The following is a 15,762-nucleotide window of genomic DNA, read 5'->3' on the forward strand; positions in this document are numbered from 1 at the left end:
AATGACTACGTTCCCCTTCAAACGCGCGGACGGACCCGATGAACACACCCTTTGACGAAGAGCCCCCCCACGTGAAGCCCCGCCGGTTCGCCGGACTGCGCGCCTCGTTCCTGACCGGCATCGTGGTGATCGCCCCTGTCGGGCTGACCATCTGGTTGTTCTGGTCCGTGGTCGGCTGGGTCGACAGTTTCGTGCTGCCACTGGTGCCGCATCAGTTCCGCCCGGAACAGTATATCGGCATCAACCTGCGTGGTGTCGGCGTCATCTTTCTGCTGGTCTTCACCATCGTGGTGGGCTGGATTGCCAAGGGCATCATCGGCCGCTCGCTGATCCAGTATGCCGAGGGTGTGGTCGACCGGATGCCGGTGGTGCGTTCGGTCTATTCCGGGATCAAGCAGATCTCGGAAACCGTATTTGCCCAGACCGAACGCAGTTTCGAACAGGCCTGCCTGATCCAGTATCCGCGCCGGGGCATCTGGGCCATCGGGTTTGTCTCGACCACCGCCAAGGGCGAAGTTGCCGACAAGGCCGAGACCGGCGGCCGGTTGATGAGCGTGTTTGTCCCAACCACGCCCAACCCGACCTCGGGCTTTCTGCTCTATTTCCCCGAAGAAGACGTGATCATCCTCGACATGACGGTCGAAGACGCCGCCAAGCTGGTGATCTCGGCGGGCCTTGTCTATCCCAACGACAAGCAGAAGGGCGACGAGTGAGCACCATCCGCCGCGCCTGCCCCGCCGACGCGGCGCCGCTGGCGGCGCTGTCGATCGAGATCTGGCTGGCCACCTATGTCAAACACGGTGTGCGGGCGGATTACGCCGACTATGTCCTGACCACCTTTACCCCCACCGCCATGGAGGCCCTGATCGCCGCGCCCGCCAGCACGGTGCTGGTGGCCGATTGTGCCGAGGGGATCGGCGGGTACCTGCATCTCAGGCATGACAGCCCGGCCCCGGCGGGCAATGCCCAGGTCGAGATCGACAAGCTTTATGTGCAGCCGCGCCATCAGGCCGCCGGACTGGGCCGTGCGCTGTTGCAGGCGGGGCTGGCGGGGCTGCCGCCCGGCACGCCCGCATGGCTGATGGTCAGTTCCGAAAACGACCGCGCGTTGCGGTTCTACCGGGGGCGCGGCTTTGCCCATGTAGGCGACACTCATTTCCGGCTGAACGAGAACGCCTATCTGAACCACGTGTTCCAGATCAAGGCCGGGGCCTAGCCGAACATCGCCTCCATATCGACGGTCGAGCGTTGGCCAAGGTCAGTCTTGTGCGCGTCCAGAAACGAGTCCGCCGCCGCCCGGCCCGCCTGTTTCAGCCGGTCCAGGATCTGGGGCAGCGGCACCACCTTGGTTGCCACCGACAGGCTGTTCATCAGCGCGTCATCGGCGATCATGTGAACCAGAACCCGGCTCATCCGGCCCCGCTCCAGCGTGCCATCTTCCAGCAGGCGCTGCACGAAGCGGATCGCCCGCAACTCGCGCAGCAGGGATGAGTTGAAGCTGATCTCGTTGATCCGGTTCTGGATCTGCTGCGGCGTCACCGGCAGCGCGTCACGCTCCAGCGGGTTGATGTTGACGATCACCACATCGTCCGGCAGGTCGCGGTTGAACAGCGGAAACAGCGCCGGATTGCCGGTATAGCCGCCATCCCAATAGGCCTCGCGCCGGCCGGTCTCGGGATCGTCGATCTCGATCGCCTGGAACATGGTCGGCAGACAGGCCGAGGCAAGAATGGCATCGGTGGTGATCTCCTCTTCGGCAAAGACGCGGATCTTGCCGGTGCGCACCCGGGTGGCGCAGATGAACAGCTTTGGCCCCTGATGGGCGCAGACATTGGCGAAATCCAACGCCTCGACCACCGGTCGCAGCGGGTTGCCGTAGAACGGCCCATAGGCATAGGGCGAGACCAGCCGTGACCAGGTTTCGGCCAGGGCAAAGGGGGCGGAATATTCCAGCATCCGGGCCAGATGCGCAGGATCCCCGGCCCCCAGCCAGCCACTGATGCGGTCGTCGGTGACCGCGCCCATGCGCCGCCAGACCCGGTCAAGCGCGGCGCGCGCACCGGCGCGCCCACCGGCCACCATGCCGGCCTTGAAGGCGGCGCCGTTCAGCGCCCCGGCCGAGGTGCCGGTGATTGCGGCCACCTCGACATCCGGCTCGTCCAGCAAGCGGTCGAGCACACCCCAGGTAAAGGCGCCATGCGCGCCGCCTCCCTGCAAGGCCAGATTGATCCGCCGCACCACCATCACCTCTTCATTTCGCTACAAATACTCCGAGGGGAGGCGACAAAATTCTGCGAATTTTGTGCCGGGGGGCAGAGCCCCCCTTTCCCTTCGGATCAAAGGGCCGTCCAGCCGCCATCGACGCTGATCGTGGTGCCGGTGATCTGGGCCGCCGCATCGGAACACAGAAACACGGCGGTGCCGCCCAGCTGTTCGACAGTGGCGAATTCCTTGGAAGGCTGACGTTCGAGCATGACCTTCTTGATCACGTCCTCGCGGCTCATCCCGTATTTCTCCATCGTATCGGGGATCTGCGCCTCGACCAACGGGGTCAGCACATAGCCCGGGCAGATGGCGTTGCAGGTGATCGGGTCCTGCGCGGTTTCCAGCGCCACGGTCTTGGTCATCCCGACCACCCCATGTTTGGCCGCCACATAGGCCGCCTTGAAGGGCGAGGCGGTCAGGCCATGGGCCGAGGCGATATTGACGATCCGGCCCCAACCCGCCGCGCGCATCATCGGCAGGGCCGCTGCCATGGTGTGAAAGGCCGAGTTCATGTTGATGGCGATGATCGCATCCCACTTCTCCTGCGGGAACGTGTCGATCGGCGCCACATGCTGGATACCGGCGTTGTTGATCAGGATATCGCAGCGCCCGGCCTGCGCGATCAGCGCCCGGCACTCCGCGCCCTGGGACATGTCGGCCTTGATATAGCGGGCGCTCACCCCGAACTCGGCGGCCAGCGCGGCGGCCAGCGCATGATCCTCGTCCCGGTCGGTGAAAGAGTTCAGCACCACATCGGCCCCCGCCCGCGCCAGTTCGCGCGCGATGCCCAGGCCAATGCCCGAATTCGATCCGGTGACGATTGCGGTCTTGCCGTTCAGCGACATGTCTTTCCCTCTCTGCAGCAGGCTCTGTCGCGGGTCACCCTGCCATGCTGCACCTGCAAAGAAAACGGGGAATCTCGGAACCGGCGGTCCCGGAACGGGGGGCGCAGCCCCCCCGGGACAAAATTCGCAGAATTTTGTCGTCTCCCCAAGACTGTGGGCCGCGAATTGAAAGGGCCGCCCGGCGGCGCCTTCCCGCGTATCCGCAAATGGAAGCGCACAGAAAAAAACGCCCGCGCAAGGCGGGCGTTAAGTTATTGAGGCAGGTTTCATACAGGCAAGAAACCTATCGAGCAGTGACCCCTTTATAAGCAATTCTGTGCCCGCATCCAAGCTAAAAGTTTGAAAAGACGTGAAACCATCGTTAGGGTGAGGGCCAAGAAAATAAGGCCCGAGCAGGATTGTTGCGCAAGTGCGACCAGATTATTTCCGACCCTTCCGCCCGCTGACGGCGGGAATCGCCCTTCTATTGGGCGCCAGTTTCGCCGATGCAGAATCACGCCATGCCATAGCTATGTATGGCGCACCTGCCTTGCCACCGGATTTTGTGTCCCTGCCCTATGCCAACCCGGACGCGCCCAAAGGCGGGCGCGTGGTGTTCGGCAACACCGGCGGCTTTGACAGCCTCAATCCCTTTGCCCAGAAAGGCACCTTTCCCTGGCAGATGCCCTTCTGGTCTTACGAAAGCCTGATGGGCCGATCCTGGGACGAACCCTTCACGCTTTACGGTCTTTTGGCCGAATCGGTCGAGGTGCCGCCGGACCGCGCATGGGTCGAATTCACCCTGCGCGAGGAGGCCCGATTCTCGGATGGCAGCCCGGTCACGGTCGAGGATGTGATCTGGTCCTACCAGACCCTGGGCACCGAGGGGCATCTGCGCTATCGCGGATTCTGGTCGCGCATTGCGTCGATCGAGGCAACCGGGCCGCGCAGCCTGCGCATCACATTCGCCGACGAGGATCGCGAACTGGCGATGCTGGCGGGCCTGCGCCCGATCCTGCAAAAGGCCCAGTGGGAGGGGCGCAGCCTGTCCGAGGGCAATATTCACGACATTCCTATCGGCACCGGCCCCTATGTGGTCTCGGCTTATGAGCCGGGGCGCTACGTGACCTTTGCCCGCAACCCCGACTATTGGGGCGCCGATCTGGGCTTTCGCCGCGGCACGATGAATTTCGACGAGATGCGGATCGACTTTTTCGGCGACGGCACGGTGTTGATGGAAGCGTTCAAGGCCGGTGAGCTGAGTGCCATTCGCGAGTTCAACGCCCAGAAATGGGACAGCGCCTATGACTTCCCCGCCGCCCAGCGTGGCGATGTGATCAAGACCGAAATCGCCCATGGCAAGCCCTCGGGCATGACCGGTTTCGTGATCAATACCCGGCGCGCGCCTTTCGATGACTGGCGCCTGCGCGAGGCGCTGCTGTTGGCCTTCAACTTCGAATTCATCAACGACACGGTGACCGGCGGGGTGATGCCGCGCATCACCTCGTATTTCTCGGGCACCGATCTGGCCTATCGGCCCGGCACCGCCAGCGGGCGCGAGGCCGAATTGCTGGCCCCCTTTGCCGCCGATCTGCCGCCCGGCACACTCGAAGGCTATGCCTTGCCCCAGGGCGATGGCACCGCACGCAACCGCACCAATCTGCGCCGTGCCGCGCAATTTCTGGAACAGGCCGGGTTCCGCATCGAGCAGGGTCAGTTGCTGGGGCCGGACGGTGCGCCGCTGGCGCTGCGGTTTCTGCTGCGGCAGGGCGACAGCGACATGCAGACGGTGCTCGAGATCTATACCCGCGCGCTGGAGCGGCTGGGTATCGCGGCCCAGATCGAAAAGGTGGACAACGCGCAATATACCGCCCGCGTCGCCGAGCTCGATTTCGACCTGACTCCGTTCCGGCGTGACCTTTCGTTGTCGCCGGGCAATGAACAGCGGCTTTACTGGGGTTCGCACAGCGCGGGCCAGCCGGGCACCCGCAACCTGATGGGCGCGGCCTCGCCCGCCATTGACGCGATGATCGACAGGATGCTGGCGGCCACCACCGAGGACGAGCTGACCGCCGCCACCCGTGCACTGGACCGGGTGCTGACCGCCGGGCGCTATGTGATCCCGATCTGGCGCTTCGATGTGGGGCGCATCGCCCATATCCGGCAACTGCGCTTCCCGCCAAACCCGCCGATCTATGGCGACGGGCCGCAATACATGCCGGATGTCTGGTGGTACCAGGACTGATCTGAAAACACGCTATCGGCGAGTTGAGAGCGGATATTCCCGCCTCAATCGTGCGGCACTTTGCCCGGTGCTTGCAAAGCCGTTACATTTCTACGCTGGTGGCCGGGAGGAGCGTTTCCGTTAACCACTCACCAAGGAATGCTCAGCGATGTTGACCTGGACCGACCTGACACAGGATTGGGCAAGCGCCTTTGCCCGGGCAAAGCGCCGGTTTCCCAATCTGGATGACGGCGACATGCCGTTCCTGAAGCTCGACCGCGACCGGTTCGAGGCCTATCTGGCCGCACGGCACAACCTGACCCTGGATGAGGCACGCGAGGAGTTGCGCGACTATCTCTATGTCGAGGCGCTCAACCGAGAGCTTGAGAGCTGACGCTCAGACCAGCGAGGTCACCCAGAGGATGGTGGCATCCTCGTCACTGACCGACACTACGTTATGGCCCATCGAGGCATCGTAATAGGCGCTGTCGCCCCGGCGCATCTCGATCGGCTCATAGAATTCGGTATAAAGCCGGATCACCCCGGTCAGCACATACAGGAATTCTTCGCCGTCATGGCGAACCCAGCCGTCGAACTCCTCCATCGCGCGGGCGCGAACGCGAGCGCGATAGGGCAGCATCTGTTTCTTGGTCAGGCTGTCGGCGAGCAGTTCGTGTTCATAGGTGGCGGTCGCATGGCCCGAGCCAGAGCCCGATTTGGTCACCGTCATGCGCCCGTTCACCTGCCCCTTTTGCGGCGGGGTGAACAGCTGGGGCACCGAGATTTGCAGCCCCACCGCTAGCTTCTTGAGCGCGTCATAGGTGGGCGACATCTGGCCGTTCTCGATCTTGCTCAGCGTCGAGCGGGCCAGACCAGCCTGGCTGGCCGCCTGTTCCAGGGTCCAGTCGCGCGCCTTGCGCAGCTCGCGCACGCGCGCGCCCAGATCCAGCGGTTCGGCCTCGGCCTCGGCGCCATTTTCACGGGCGATACGGATCAGGGTTGACGGGTCGCGCTTGGTCATGACCGGTCTATAGGCGCAGCCGCGCCCGCTTGCAACGGGCGCGGTGTCGGGCTAGCCAAGGGCCATGCTGTCGATCTTTGACCAAGGGCCGCCGCCGCCCTGTCCCGCCCCGTTCAACCTGGCCGCCCATGTGATGCGCCACGCCCGCCGCCAGCCCGACAAGGTGGCGCTGTCGGTGCTGCGTCCCGATGGCGCCGAGGAGTGGAGCTATGCCCGTCTGGAGCAGGCCATTCTGGGCACCGCAACGGGGCTGTTGCAGGCCGGGCTCGTGCCCGGTGACATTGTGCTGATGCGGCTGGGCAATACGGTCGAGTTTCCGATCGCCTATCTGGGCGCCATCGCGGCGGGGATCGTGCCGGTGCCGACCTCGTCGCAACTGACCGAGCCCGAGACCGCGCGCATGATCGCCGATCTTTCGCCCGCCGCCATCCTGCGCGCGCCCGATGTGGCCTGCGCCCCGCATCCCAGACAGATCGGCATCGAGGCGCTGAACGCCATGCATGCCCTGCCGCCCGCCGACTATGCCCTGGGCGACCCCGAGCGGCTGGCCTATGCGGTCTATACCTCTGGCACCTCGGGCAAGCCGCGCGCCGTGGCCCATGCCCATCGCGCCATCTGGGCGCGGCAAATGATGGTCGAGGGCTGGTACGGGCTGACACCCGAGGACCGGCTGTGCCATGCGGGCGCGTTCAACTGGACCTATACGCTGGGCACCGGGCTGATGGACCCCTGGGCCATCGGCGCGACCGCGCTGATCCCCGAACCCGGCACCGATATCGCCGCCCTGCCCGGCCTGCTGGCCGCCCATGACGCCACGCTGTTTGCCGCCGCGCCCGGTGTGTTTCGCAAAATGCTGCAGGGGGCGGGCAAGCTCGACCTGCCCGCTTTGCGCCATGCCCTGTGCGCGGGCGAAAAACTGCCCCGCGCCTTGCACGAAAGCTGGACCCGCGCCACCGGGACCGAGCTGTACGAGGCGTTCGGCATGTCCGAATGCTCCACCTTCATCTCCTCCAGCCCCGCCCATCCGGCGCGCGGCGAGGCGCTGGGACAGCCGCAGGTGGGCCGCCGCATCGCCATCCTCGGCCTCGACGGACCGGTGCCGCAGGGCCAGCCCGGCACCATCGCTGTGCATCGCGGCGACCCCGGCCTGATGCTGGGCTATCTGAACGCGCCTGACGAGGCCGCCGCCCGGATGCAGGGCGACTGGTTCCTAACCGGCGATCAGGGCGCCATGGCCATCGACGGGCAGATCACCTATCTGGGCCGCGATGACGACATGATGAACGCGGGCGGCTATCGCGTCTCGCCGGTCGAGGTCGAGGCCGCGCTGATCCGCTTTCCCGGCATCGAGCAGGTCGGCGCCGCCGCCGTCGAGGTGAAACCCGACACCTATATCATCGCCGCCTTCTATACCGGCCCCGCCGAACTGGACGCGGCCGCGCTGAGCACCTATGTCGAGGCCAATCTGGCCCGCTACAAGCAGCCGCGCGCCTTTGTGCATCTTCCGGCGCTGCCCACGGGCGGCAATGGCAAACTCCTGCGCCGGGCGCTCCCGGCCTATTTCAAGGCCCCGCAACCATGACCCAGACCGTCAAGCTCGATATCCTGTCCGATCCGATATGTCCCTGGTGCTATATCGGCAAGACCCAGCTGGACAAGGCGCTGGCGGCGATCCCGGACCATCCTTTCGTGATCGAATGGCACCCGTTCCAGCTGAACCCCGACATGGCCCCCGAGGGCATGGACCGGCGCGAGTATCTGGAGCGCAAGTTCGGCGGCAAGGAGGGCGCGGTACGCGCCTATGCGCCGGTGGTGGAACATGCCGAAAAGGCCGGGCTGGCAATTGATTTCGAGGCGATGCAGCGCACCCCGAACACGCTGGACGCCCATCGCCTGATCCACTGGGCCGGGGTCGAGGGCAAACAGACCGAGGCCGTCGATGCCCTGTTTGCCGCCTATTTCACCGAGGGCCGCGATATCGGCGATGCCGAGGTGCTGGCCGATATCGCCGACAGTATCGGCATGGATGCCGCCGTGGTCCTGAAACTGCTGAAATCGGATGCCGACCGCGACGACATCGCCAAGCGCGACAGCCATTCGCGCGAGATGGGGGTCAGCTCGGTCCCGACCTTCATCGTTGCCAACCAGCATGCGGTTCCGGGCGCGCAGCCGCCGGAACTGTGGGAACAGGTGATCCGCGAAATCATGTCTCAGATCGAGACCACCTCCGCATGAACGCACAGATATCTGTGCGGTTCTGAACTGGCCCCCTCTGGCCGGCCATGTTAGCGCCAGACCAGAGGAGACCCCCAGATGGCAGACCGGATGTCCAAGGCCGAATTCATCGCGCTGATCGCGATGATGTTCGCAACTATCGCCTTTTCCATCGACTCGATGCTGCCCGCCCTGCCCGAGATCGGGCAGGAGCTGAGCCCCGAGGCGGTGAACCGGGCGCAGCTGATCCTGACCTCTTTTGTGCTGGGCATGGGCGTGGGCACGTTCTTTACCGGCCCGCTGTCGGATGCCTTCGGCCGCAAGCCGGTGATCTATGGCGGTGCGGCGCTCTATATCCTGGCCAGCGCGGTGGCCCTGTTCAGCTCGTCCCTGGAACTGGTCCTGGCCGCCCGTGTCGCCCAGGGCCTGGGCGCCGCCGGGCCGCGCGTGGTGGCAATGGCCGTGGTGCGCGACCTTTATGCCGGGCGGCAGATGGCGCGGATCGTGTCGATTGCGATGCTGATCTTTACCCTGGTGCCCGCGGTGGCACCGCTCTTGGGCGCGGGTGTGATCGCGCTGGTCGGCTGGCGCGGCATCTTCGTTTCCTTCATCCTGTTCGCGGGCATCGTGGTTCTGTGGCTGGGTCTGCGCCTGCCGGAATCGCTGCCGGTCGAGAACCGCCGGCCGTTTCGCGGCCCGCTGTTGGCCGATGCGGTGTGCCAGATGTTTGCCCATCCCACGGTGCGCCTGTCGATCCTGGTTCAGACCTTCTGCATGGGTACGCTCTTTACCATGCTGACCATGGTGCAACCGGTCTATGACGTGATCCATGGCCGCGCCGAGAGCTTTCCGTTCTGGTTCGCGCTGGTGGCGCTGATCTCGGGCTCGGCCAGTCTGCTCAACGCGGCGCTGGTGGTGCGGCTGGGCATGCGCCGGATGGTGACCTGGTCGCTGGGCGCGCAGATCGTGATCACCACCGGCATGATCGCCAGTGGCTGGGTCGAGCTTTCGCCCGACGTCCAATTCGGCCTGTTCGTGGCCTGGCAAACGTCGGTGTTCTTCATGGCCGGCACCACACTGGGCAATCTGAACGCCATCGCGATGGAGCCGATGGGCCATATCGCGGGCATGGCGGCCTCGGTCATCGGAGCGGTTTCGACGGTGCTGGCCGCCGCCATCGCCGCCCCTATCGGCCTGCTGTTTGATGGCTCGATGGCGCCGCTGACCACCGGCATCCTGATCATGTGCACGCTGGGCTTTGCCCTGATGCTGCATATGGGTCGGATCGAGGAGCGGGTGATCGCCTGACCTTTTCCTGTCGTGTCACCTGCTCTAGTCTCGGGCTGAAAGCACAGGGAGGTGACGATGACCGACTACGGCTATGACCTGGGTCAATACAGCTGCCCGGTGACCACCGCCGCGCCCGAGGCGCAGCTGTGGTTCGACCGGGGCCTGATCTGGACCTATGGCTATAACCATGCCGAGGCCGCTGCCTGTTTCCGCCGCGCGCTGGAGCATGACCCGGACTGCGCCATGGCCCATTGGGGCCTCGCCTATGCCAGCGGCCCAAATTACAACATGCCCTGGGAACGCTGGGACAGCGCCACCCGGGCCGAGGCGCTGGCCACGTCCTATGATGCGAGCCAGGCCGCGCTGGCGCGGGTCGCGGGCGGCACCCCGGTCGAACAGGCGCTGATCCGCGCCCTGCCCGCGCGCTATCCGCAGCGAGAGCTGGACGCGGACATGCACCGCTGGGATCATGATTTCGCAGATGCCATGCGCGCCGCCTTTGCCGCGCATCCGGGTCACCTCGACCTGCGCGCGATCTATGCCGAAAGCCTGCTGAACCTGACCCCGTGGCAGATGTGGGATCTGGCCACCGGCCAGCCCGCCGCCGGAGCCGCCACCCGCGAGGCGCAAGAGGTACTGGAAACCGCCCTGAGCGAGGCCCCGGGCGCGATGCACCATCCGGGGCTGCTGCATCTTTATGTCCACCTGATGGAAATGTCGCCCACCCCCGAAAAGGCGCTGAAGGCGGCGGATGTGCTGCGCACGCTGGTGCCCGATGCCGGCCACCTGGTGCATATGCCCACCCATATCGACGTGCTTTGCGGCCAGTATCACGATGTGGTGCACTGGAACCGCCGCGCCACGCTGGCCGACCGCAAGTATCTCGACCGCGAGGGCGCGTTCAACATCTATACCGGTTATCGCATCCACAATTGCCATTTCGCCATCTATGGCGCCCTGTTCCTGGGCCAGATGCAACCCGCGCTGGAGGCCAATCGCGACCTCTGGGACTCGGTCCCCGAAGAGATGCTGCGCATGGAAAGCCCGCCGATGGCGGATTACTTCGAAAGCTACATGGCGATGGGGCCGCATATCCTGATCCGGTTCGGCCGCTGGGACGAGGCCATCGCGCTGGAACCGCCCGCTGATCCCGACTTGTACCGCACACTGACCGCAACGGTGCATTATGCGCGCGCGGTCGCCTTTGCCGCTACCGGCCGCGTGGCCGAGGCAGAGGCCGAGGAACAGGTGTTTCTGGCCGCCGCCGCCCGGGTGCCCGAAAGCCGGCTCCTGCATAACAACCGCGTCGTCGATCTTCTTGAGATCGCAAAGGAAATGCTGCGCGGAGAGATCGAGTACCGCAAGGGGAGTTACGATCTGGCCTATGCCCATCTGCGCCGCTCGATCGAGCTGGACGACACTCTGCCCTATGACGAGCCCTGGGGCTGGATGCAGCCCACCCGCCATGCGCTGGGCGCGCTGCTGTTCGAACAGGGCCATGTGGACGAGGCCGAGACAGTCTATCGCGCCGATCTGGGGCTGGGCGGACAGCTCAGCCGCGCCGCGGTTCATCCCGACAATGTGTGGAGTCTCAAAGGCTTGCATGACTGTCTGAAAGCGCGTGCAGAGACGGTTGAGATCATCCAGATCCGCCAGCGTCTGGATCTGGCGCTGGCACGGGCCGACCGGGCGGTCGGCGCCTCGTGCTTCTGTGCCCAAGCAGCGATGCGGGCGGCAGGGTGAACATGCGCGCGATCCTCCTACCCCTTCTGCTGTGCCTTGCCCAGCCGGTGCTGGCCGAACGTCAGAGCTTCCCCCCTCGGGACGAGGCTGCGGACAACCCGGCGGTCCTTGCCGCGCGCGACGCGCTGCGCGCGGCGGTGGCCGCACGCGATCTGGGTCGCCTCAGTGCCGCCGCCTGCGCCGATCTGAGCCTCAGCGATGACGGCCCGGGCGGGCCGGAAGAGCTGCGTCAGATGCTGACCGTTTCGGACACGAACTCCGAAACCACGGTCGAAACCCGCTGGCAGATGCTGGCCAAGGCGCTGGCGGCACCGGGGTATTTCGATGCCGAGGGCGAGTTCTGGATGCCCCATCACTGGCGCATCCAGCTGCCCGCGCGAATCGACCCGGCGCAGGCCCATTTCGTCACCGGCGCAAACGTGAACCTGCGCAAGACACCGGAGCGGACCGGGGAGATCCTGACCCAGGTCAGCTTCGAAGTGGTTCTGACCGCCGGGTTCGATCCCGGGGCCGAATACCGGGCGATAATCCTGTCGGATGGCACCCGCGGGTATCTGCATCGCGACTATCTGACCCCGATGTCGGGCCCGCGCGCGGCACTGGCACAATCGCCCGAGGGCATCTGGCAACTCTGCACCTTTACCTCAGGGCGCTGAGCGCGCGACCGGGCGACAAAATCTTCATCGAAGATTTTGCAAGCAGATTTTCACTTGAAAATCTGCCCTCTACGCCTTGCTCTTCTTTTCCGCCGCAACCTTGTCGGCCAGATCCCGGGCCACCGCAAAGGCGCCCTTGATCTTGTCCGCCTCCGACCTCCAGTCGCGACGCACCACGATCTTGTTGTCCTTGATCTTGGCCAGGCCCTTTTGCGCCTGAATGAACTCCACCAACCCCGCCGGCGAGGCGAACTTGTCGTTGTGGAACTGGATCGTGGCCCCCTTTGGCCCGCCGTCCAGCTTGGCAATGCCTGCGCGCTTGCACATGGCCTTGATCCGCACCACCAGAAGCAGCGTGTTCACCTCCTTCGGCAGCTTGCCAAACCGGTCGATCAGTTCGGCGGCAAAGCCCTCCAGCTCGACCTTGGTCGTAAGCGACGAAAGCCGCCGGTAGAGACCGAGGCGCACGTCCAGATCGGGTACATACTCCTCGGGGATCAGCACCGGCACGCCCAGATTGATCTGGGGCGCCCATTGGTCGTCGGCCTCGCTCAGCCCCTCCATCTGGCCGCTGCGGATCTTGGCGATCGCCTCCTCCAGCATCGACTGGTAAAGCTCATAGCCCACATCCGGCATCTGGCCGGACTGTTCCTCGCCCAACAGGTTGCCTGCGCCGCGAATGTCCAGATCCTGGCTGGCCAGCGAGAACCCCGCCCCCAAGGTGTCGAGCGAGGCCAGCACCCGCAGCCGCTTTTCGGCGGCGGGTGTAAGCCGCGCCCTGGGTTTGGTGGTCAGATAGGCATAGGCGCGCGCCTTGGACCGGCCCACCCGGCCCCGGATCTGATAGAGCTGCGCTAGTCCGAACATATCGGCCCGATGCACCACCATCGTGTTGGCGGTGGGGATGTCCAGCCCGCTTTCGACGATGGTCGTGGCCAGCAGCACATCGTATTTGCCGTCGTAGAAAGCGTTCATTCGGTCGTCGAGCTCACCCGCCGCCATCTGGCCATGCGCCACCACATAGGTCAGTTCCGGCAGCTGTTCCTTCAGGAACGCCTCGATATCCGGCAGATCGGTGATGCGGGGCACCACATAGAAACTCTGCCCGCCCCGGTAATGCTCGCGCAACAGCGCCTCGCGGACAGTGACCGCGTCGAACTCGCTGACATAGGTGCGGATCGCCAACCGGTCGATCGGCGGCGTGCCGATGATCGAGAGATCCCGCACGCCGGTCAGGCTCAGCTGCAGGGTGCGCGGGATCGGGGTGGCCGTCAGCGTCAGTACATGCACGTCCGAGCGCAGCTGTTTCAGCCGCTCCTTGTGACCGACGCCGAAATGCTGTTCCTCGTCGATGATGAGCAGGCCGAGGTTCTGGAACCGGATGCCCTTGGCCAAGAGCGCATGGGTGCCGATCACGATATCCACCGTGCCGCGCGCCAGCCCCTCGCGGGTCTGCTGCGCCTCCTTGGCCGAGATGAAACGGCTGAGCTGACGCACCTCCAGCGGAAAGCCCCGGAAGCGGTCGCGGAAACTGGCGGCATGCTGGCGCGCAAGCAGCGTGGTGGGCGCGATCACTGCCACCTGCAGCCCCGACATGGCCGCGACAAAGGCCGCGCGCATCGCCACCTCGGTCTTGCCAAAGCCCACATCGCCGCAGATCAGCCGGTCCATCGGCATGCCCGAATGCAGATCGTCCATCACGTCACCAATGGCGCGCAACTGATCGTCGGTCTCCTGATAGGGAAAGCGGGCGCTGAAATCCTCCCAGGCATGCGGCGGCGGGTCCATCACCGGCGCCTTGCGCAAGGCGCGCTCGGCGGCCACCCGGATCAGCCGGTCGGCCATCTCGCGAATACGTTCCTTCAGCTTGGCCTTCTTGGCCTGCCAGGCGCCACCGCCAAGCCGGTCGAGCAGCCCCTCTTCATGGCCGTATTTCGACAAGAGCTCGATATTCTCGACCGGCAGGTACAGCCGCGCCTCCTCGGCATAGTCGAGCGCGATACACTCATGGGCCGCACCGGCGGCGGTGATCACCTCGAGCCCGCGATAGCGCCCGATGCCGTGATCCACATGCACCACCAGATCGCCGGGGGTCAGCGACTGGGTCTCGGTCAGGAAATTCTCGGCCTTGCGACGCTTCTTGGGCTGGCGGATCAGCCTGTCGCCCAGCACGTCCTGTTCCGAGATCACCGTCAAGCCGGGCGCCTCGAACCCGTGTTCCAGCGCCCAGACGGCCAGATGCAGGCCGCGCTTGCCGATGCGCGTGCCGTTGGTCACCGGGATCGCCTCGGCCAGGCCCTCGTCCTCGATCAGCCCGGTCAGACGTTCGCGCGCGCCTTCGGAATACGAGGCGATCAACACCGGACCATCCGCCATTCTGACCTTAAGATGATCGACCAAGGCCCCGAACAGGCTGACGTTTTCCAGAGCGCGCTCGGGCGAGAAATTGCGCCCGATCCGCCCGCCCGCGTCGATCACGCCTGGGCCGCTGGCCTGCGGCAGCGGGTTGAACTGCATCACCCGCCGATCGGCCAGTTGCGCCGACCAATCGCCATCATCAAGATACAGCAGCCCCGGCGGCAGCGGTTTATAGACGCTGTCCGTCCGAGAGCGGTCGGTCATGGCCAGACGGCGGGTCTCGTACTGGTCCTGAATACTGTCCCAGCGCGCCAGCCGGGTCGGTGTCACCTGATCGTCCAGCGTCACCGTTGCGGCGGGCAAATAGTCGAACAGGGTTTCAAGCCGTTCATGAAAGAAGGGCAGCCAATGTTCGACGCCCTGATGCTTGCGCCCGGCACTCACCGCCTCGTAAAGCGGATCGTCGCTGCCGGCGGCGCCGAACTCGATGCGATAGTTCTGGCGGAACCGGGTGATGGCCGCCTCGTCCAGAATGACCTCGCTGACCGGGGCCAGTTCGATCAGGTCCAGTTTCTCGGTGGTGCGCTGGGTGGCGGGATCGAACCGGCGCGCGCCGTCCAGCACGTCGCCGAAGAAATCGAGCCGCACCGGCCCGCTGTCTCCGGGCGGATAGATGTCGATGATGCCGCCCCGGATCGCGTAATCGCCGGGTTCCATCACCGTGGGACTCTGGCTGAAGCCCATGCGGACAAGAAATTGTCTGAGCGCCTGTTCATCCACGCGCCGCCCCACCTGGGCGCTAAAGGCCGCCTCGCGCAGCAGGTCGCGCGCGGGCACCCGCTGGGTCGCAGCGTTGAGCGTGGTCAGCAGCACGAAACGGTCGGGCATCTGGTGCACCAGCGCCGCCAGCGTCGCCATCCGCGCCGCCGAGACATCGGCGTTGGGCGAGACCCGGTCGTAAGGCAGGCAATCCCAGCTGGGAAACACGAAAACCGGCAGGTCGGGCGCGAAGAAGGCCAACGCCGCCCGCATCGCCTCCAGCCGCTTGTCATCGCGGGCCACATGCAGCACCGGTGCGCCCGCGCGGGCGACCTCGTTCAGGATCAGCCGCGCGTCAAAGCCTTCGGGCGCGCCGCCCACCAGCACATGGTTCGGTGCCTTCATCGT

13 protein-coding genes are annotated in these 15,762 nt (G+C 65.3%); 9 read left to right on the plus strand and 4 right to left on the minus strand.

Going from position 1 to position 15,762, the window contains the following annotated elements; all coding sequences use genetic code 11:
- The first annotated feature begins 38 nt into the window (after positions 1-38).
- Both SPO_RS10460 and SPO_RS10465 read left to right on the plus strand, forming a co-directional pair.
- The gene (locus SPO_RS10460) at positions 39-713 is read left to right on the plus strand and encodes a DUF502 domain-containing protein (RefSeq protein WP_011047788.1); all 675 of its coding nucleotides are present in this window, start codon (positions 39-41) and stop codon (positions 711-713) included.
- Positions 710-1,216 (plus strand): GNAT family N-acetyltransferase, encoded by a 507-nt coding sequence (locus tag SPO_RS10465; protein ID WP_011047789.1) that lies wholly within the window; start codon positions 710-712, stop codon positions 1,214-1,216. Before SPO_RS10460 ends, SPO_RS10465 begins: the two co-directional genes overlap by 4 nt.
- Here the strand turns inward: SPO_RS10465 and SPO_RS10470 are convergent.
- Complete coding sequence (locus SPO_RS10470) at positions 1,213-2,241, minus strand: patatin-like phospholipase family protein (RefSeq protein WP_044029222.1); 1,029 nt, start codon at positions 2,239-2,241, stop codon at positions 1,213-1,215. The genes SPO_RS10465 and SPO_RS10470 overlap by 4 nt on opposite strands.
- Before the next feature lie 95 nt (positions 2,242-2,336).
- Positions 2,337-3,110, minus strand: coding sequence for a 3-hydroxybutyrate dehydrogenase (locus tag SPO_RS10475; RefSeq protein ID WP_011047791.1), 774 nt, complete (start codon positions 3,108-3,110; stop codon positions 2,337-2,339).
- 409 nt (positions 3,111-3,519) lie between these two features.
- Here SPO_RS10475 and SPO_RS10480 point away from each other — a divergent pair, with 409 nt between their 5' ends.
- Positions 3,520-5,334 carry an extracellular solute-binding protein gene (locus tag SPO_RS10480; protein ID WP_011047792.1) on the plus strand — a complete coding sequence of 605 codons (1,815 nt, stop codon included), beginning with the start codon at positions 3,520-3,522 and terminating at the stop codon, positions 5,332-5,334.
- A gap of 148 nt (positions 5,335-5,482) precedes the next feature.
- Positions 5,483-5,707: a hypothetical protein gene (locus SPO_RS10485; RefSeq protein ID WP_011047793.1), complete on the plus strand. Its 225-nt coding sequence runs from the start codon at positions 5,483-5,485 to the stop codon at positions 5,705-5,707.
- A 3-nt stretch (positions 5,708-5,710) separates the two neighbouring features.
- On the opposite strand, the gene SPO_RS10490 is transcribed toward SPO_RS10485, so the two are convergent.
- Positions 5,711-6,334 carry a helix-turn-helix domain-containing protein gene (locus tag SPO_RS10490; protein WP_011047794.1) on the minus strand — a complete coding sequence of 208 codons (624 nt, stop codon included), beginning with the start codon at positions 6,332-6,334 and terminating at the stop codon, positions 5,711-5,713.
- 64 nt (positions 6,335-6,398) lie between these two features.
- On the opposite strand from SPO_RS10490, the gene SPO_RS10495 reads away from it, so the two are divergent.
- From SPO_RS10495 to SPO_RS10515, 5 genes are all read left to right on the plus strand, one after another.
- Entirely contained in the window at positions 6,399-7,916 is a 1,518-nt protein-coding gene (locus SPO_RS10495) for a class I adenylate-forming enzyme family protein (RefSeq protein ID WP_011047795.1), read from the plus strand.
- Positions 7,913-8,569: a DsbA family oxidoreductase gene (locus SPO_RS10500; RefSeq protein ID WP_011047796.1), complete on the plus strand. Its 657-nt coding sequence runs from the start codon at positions 7,913-7,915 to the stop codon at positions 8,567-8,569. Before SPO_RS10495 ends, SPO_RS10500 begins: the two co-directional genes overlap by 4 nt.
- A 78-nt stretch (positions 8,570-8,647) precedes the next feature.
- Positions 8,648-9,856 carry a multidrug effflux MFS transporter gene (locus tag SPO_RS10505; RefSeq protein ID WP_011047797.1) on the plus strand — a complete coding sequence of 403 codons (1,209 nt, stop codon included), beginning with the start codon at positions 8,648-8,650 and terminating at the stop codon, positions 9,854-9,856.
- Between the two features lie 57 nt (positions 9,857-9,913).
- A complete protein-coding gene (locus SPO_RS10510) occupies positions 9,914-11,581 on the plus strand; it encodes a tetratricopeptide repeat protein (RefSeq protein WP_044028272.1) in 1,668 nt (555 codons plus the stop codon).
- Positions 11,582-11,583: 2 nt separating this feature from the next.
- Entirely contained in the window at positions 11,584-12,237 is a 654-nt protein-coding gene (locus SPO_RS10515) for an SH3 domain-containing protein (RefSeq protein ID WP_044028273.1), read from the plus strand.
- Positions 12,238-12,306: 69 nt separating this feature from the next.
- Here SPO_RS10515 and mfd read toward each other — a convergent pair whose 3' ends face one another.
- Complete coding sequence (gene mfd / locus SPO_RS10520; protein ID WP_044028276.1) at positions 12,307-15,759, minus strand: transcription-repair coupling factor; 3,453 nt, start codon at positions 15,757-15,759, stop codon at positions 12,307-12,309.
- Between the last annotated feature and the right edge of the window lie 3 nt (positions 15,760-15,762).

Source organism: Ruegeria pomeroyi DSS-3, from assembly GCF_000011965.2.
GTDB lineage: Bacteria > Pseudomonadota > Alphaproteobacteria > Rhodobacterales > Rhodobacteraceae > Ruegeria_B > Ruegeria_B pomeroyi.

Excerpts from the sequence above, each read along its gene's own strand:
- SPO_RS10460 (WP_011047788.1), top strand. The coding sequence starts at position 39 with ATGAACACACCCTTTGACGAAGAGCCCCCCCACGTGAAGCCCCGCCGG.
- SPO_RS10475 (WP_011047791.1), bottom strand. The coding sequence starts at position 3,110 with ATGTCGCTGAACGGCAAGACCGCAATCGTCACCGGATCGAATTCGGGC.
- SPO_RS10485 (WP_011047793.1), top strand. The coding sequence starts at position 5,483 with ATGTTGACCTGGACCGACCTGACACAGGATTGGGCAAGCGCCTTTGCC.
- SPO_RS10490 (WP_011047794.1), bottom strand. The coding sequence starts at position 6,334 with ATGACCAAGCGCGACCCGTCAACCCTGATCCGTATCGCCCGTGAAAAT.
- SPO_RS10495 (WP_011047795.1), top strand. The coding sequence starts at position 6,399 with ATGCTGTCGATCTTTGACCAAGGGCCGCCGCCGCCCTGTCCCGCCCCG.
- SPO_RS10500 (WP_011047796.1), top strand. The coding sequence starts at position 7,913 with ATGACCCAGACCGTCAAGCTCGATATCCTGTCCGATCCGATATGTCCC.
- SPO_RS10505 (WP_011047797.1), top strand. The coding sequence starts at position 8,648 with ATGGCAGACCGGATGTCCAAGGCCGAATTCATCGCGCTGATCGCGATG.
- SPO_RS10510 (WP_044028272.1), top strand. The coding sequence starts at position 9,914 with ATGACCGACTACGGCTATGACCTGGGTCAATACAGCTGCCCGGTGACC.
- SPO_RS10515 (WP_044028273.1), top strand. The coding sequence starts at position 11,584 with ATGCGCGCGATCCTCCTACCCCTTCTGCTGTGCCTTGCCCAGCCGGTG.
- mfd (WP_044028276.1), bottom strand. The coding sequence starts at position 15,759 with ATGAAGGCACCGAACCATGTGCTGGTGGGCGGCGCGCCCGAAGGCTTT.